The 3,134-nt window shown below is 62.9% G+C and carries 3 protein-coding genes and 1 pseudogene; 1 reads left to right on the forward strand and 3 read right to left on the reverse strand.

Going from position 1 to position 3,134, the window contains the following annotated elements:
- The 3 genes and pseudogenes from Mhypo_RS18685 to Mhypo_RS17490 all read right to left on the reverse strand — a co-directional run.
- Nucleotides 1-135 (reverse strand): annotated as a pseudogene (locus Mhypo_RS18685) (ABC transporter permease); the annotation flags it as partial.
- 32 nt (nt 136-167) lie between these two features.
- Nucleotides 168-1,223 (reverse strand): ABC transporter permease, encoded by a 1,056-nt coding sequence (locus tag Mhypo_RS17485; protein WP_119342496.1) that lies wholly within the window; start codon nt 1,221-1,223, stop codon nt 168-170.
- A complete protein-coding gene (locus Mhypo_RS17490; protein WP_119342497.1) occupies nt 1,220-2,719 on the reverse strand; it encodes an ABC transporter ATP-binding protein in 1,500 nt (499 codons plus the stop codon). Before Mhypo_RS17490 ends, Mhypo_RS17485 begins: the two co-directional genes overlap by 4 nt.
- Nucleotides 2,720-3,006: 287 nt before the next feature.
- Here Mhypo_RS17490 and Mhypo_RS17495 point away from each other — a divergent pair.
- Nucleotides 3,007-3,134, forward strand: a 128-nt coding sequence (locus Mhypo_RS17495; RefSeq protein WP_119341926.1) for a DUF4277 domain-containing protein, incomplete at its 3' end; no start/stop codon positions are given.

Here is a 3,134-nt window from a genome sequence, read left to right on the forward strand (position 1 = left end):
CCCCAAGGCCATCATCCCCTCCACCCCCAAGTTCACCACCCCGGCCCGTTCGTTCAGGATGGCCCCCAGACAGGCAATGAGCAAGGGCGTGCCGAAGGAGAGGGCTCGAGCGAGGGCGTTTAGAATTTCTTCCATATCGGTGCCTCAGGTCAAAGAATAGCGGCGCTTTACCGGCCCCAGCGCACGCGGTTGCGGAGAAAAACCTCCGAGGCAATCAAGCACATCAGCATAACGCCACTAAAAACATCCACGATGCGAAAGGGCATGTTGAGGCTCACCTTGAGCAGGTCGCCCCCGGCCAGAATCAGGCCCATCAGGGGGGCGGTGAGGAGCACCAGCGCCGGGTTACCCCGGGCCAGCCAAGCCACAATAATGGCGGTAAAGCCATAGCCAGATGATAGCTGCCCCGGCTCTATTAGGCGGTGGTGGATGCCGGCAATTTCGCCTACCCCGGCCAGCCCCGCCAATCCACCCGTAATCAGCGCTACCCAGAGGATAACCCGGCCTCCGGGGATGCCCAGGTAGCGGGCCGCACCCGGATTCTCTCCCACCACCCGCATCTGAAAGCCGATGGGGGTGCGGACCAGCATCAGCTGCAAGACCAGCGCCAACACCACCCCTAAAAGCAAGGTGGGCCAGTGGACGTTGGTTCCGGGGAGCACCGCAATCTGCTGGTACTCGGCGAAGCGGTCGGAATAGATGTAGCCCCGAGCATCCTTCCCCTTCCAGGGGCCGTTAATCAGAAAAATCACCAGCGACTGGGCCACATAGTTGAGCATCAGGGTGGTGAGGATCTCGTTGACGCTCAGACGGGTTTTGAGCCAGGCGGCCAGCAAGCACCACCACGCCCCGCCCAAAGCCCCGGCCAGCCCCATTCCCAGTAGGCTGAGCCAGGGGGGCAGGGGCACGAACAGGGCCACCCCCGCAGCAAACACCGCCCCCAGCAGCAGTTGGCCTTCGGCCCCAATGTTAAAGAACTGGGTGCGAAAGGCCAGGGTCAGGCCCACCCCAATGAGCAGCAAGGGAATGCTGCGGCGCAAAATTTCCTGCCAGCCCTTGGCGTCTAGCAGGGTACCCGAGAGCATGGCGCGGTAGGCCTCGAGCGGATGGAGTCCATAGGCCGCAAAGAGCCCGCCCACCAGTACAAAGGCCACCCCCAAAGCGGCCAGCGTGACCCCTAGCACGCGGTAGCGGGAGGGGCTTTCCAGGGGCTCGAGCCTCACGCCTCACCTCCGGTCATCAAAAGCCCCACCTGTTCACGGGAGATTTGACCCACCGGGTAGGGGCCCCGCAGCCTCCCCTGGTAGAGCACCGCAATCCGGTCGGATAGCGAGAGCAACTCTTCCAGGTCTTCCGAGACCAGAAGCACCCCCGCCCCCTGGTAGGTTTTCTCGAGCAACACCCGGTGCACCTGCTCGGTTGCCCCGATGTCGAGGCCATAGGTCGGGTGCACCGCCAGAATCAGGCGGGGCTGCCCGGAGAGCTCGCGGGCCAGAATCACCTTCTGGATATTGCCGCCCGAAAGCAGGCGTGAGGGGGTGTGCAGGCCGGGGGTCGCTACGGCATACTCGCGGATTTTTGCCTGGGCATGGGCGGCAAAAGCAAACGGGTTGAGCAACAGGCCACGGGTAAAGGGGGGCCGGTTAAAAGAACGCAAAGCCAGGTTCTCGGCCACGCTCATGCTGGGAACAGTGCCCATATGAATGCGGTCTTCGGGGATGTGCGCCACCCCCTGGGCAAACAACCGGGCCGGGTTGGCAACCAGGGGCTGTCCGGCCAGCCGCACCATCCCGCCCTCCATTTTGCGCAAACCGGCCAGCACCTCCACCAGCTCGCTCTGGCCGTTGCCCGCAACCCCGGCAATCCCCAGAATTTCCCCCGCGCATAGCTCAAAGCTAACCCCCCGCAAAGCAGGGAGATTGCGGCCCGACCGAACCCGCAAGTCCTCTACACGCAGCAAAACCTCACCCATCTGCGGATTGGCGCGCTTGCGTTCAAAGCTCACGCTGTGCCCTACCATCATCTGGGCCAGCTTGGTTTTGCTGGCCTCAGGGGTGGGCAGGCTGCCCACTACCCTGCCCCGGCGCAGCACCGTGCAGCGGTCGGCGATGGCCAGCACCTCCTCGAGCTTATGCGAGATGAAGATGAGCGACTTGCCCGCCGCCTTCAGTTCGCGCATCACCCGGAACAAGGACTCGGCCTCCTGTGGGGTGAGGACGCTGGTGGGCTCGTCCAGGATGAGCACCTTGGCCCCCCGCAGCAAAGCCCGCACAATCTCGACCCGCTGCTTCTCGCCCGGCGAAAGCTGGTGGACGTGGGCCTGGGGGTCAATAGCGAGGCCATATCCCTGGGCAATGCGTTCGATCAGGGGCACGATGCGCCGGGCCGGCAGCAAGGGGGTTCCAATGCCTAAGGCCAGGTTCTCCGCCACCGTGTGACGGCCCACCAGCGTAGGGTGCTGGGGCACCAGACCGATGCCCAGCTTGAGCGCATTCACCGGCGAGGTGATCCGGACGGGACGACCTTCCATGAAAATCTCGCCCTCGTCGGGGCGGTACAGGCCATACAGAATGGAAATCAGGGTGGACTTGCCCGCCCCATTCTCGCCCAGCAAGGCCAGTACCTCGCCGGGGTAGACCTCGAGGCTCACCCCATCGTTGGCCACTACCCCTGGGAAGCGCTTGGTGATGTTTTGGAGTCGCAAAAGGGGCTCGCCCATTGCGAGAAATCATATCGCAAAGCCCGCGCATCCCTGGATGGCTCAGGTGCGTTCTAATAGGGAAGGCAATGGGTGGTCTGGCAACAAAGTCGTCGGGATACTTCAAATCTCCCGTCATTCCGGGGCGCACGCAGTGCGACGAGGAATCCGGTACTGCTCTGGGGTAGTGAAGGCAGGGAGCTGAAGCGCATCAGATGCCTCACCTCACTGTGCTACAGGACATATAGGCCAGCCGGAGGGTTAAACCCACATTCCGCACCCCTCTACCCTGACTTTAGGATTTTGGGATGGAAACCGACGCTGATCTTCAGGTCTACGACCTGGCCCACCTGGGTCTGGTGGCTGGAATCATGGATCGGATGAAGCTGGTGGAGACGGTGGATCATCAGGTAGGGCCACGCCCCAACGAGAAGGT

It is taken from the genome of Meiothermus hypogaeus, from assembly GCF_003574035.1.
In the GTDB taxonomy this organism is placed as follows: Bacteria; Deinococcota; Deinococci; order Deinococcales; family Thermaceae; genus Meiothermus; species Meiothermus hypogaeus.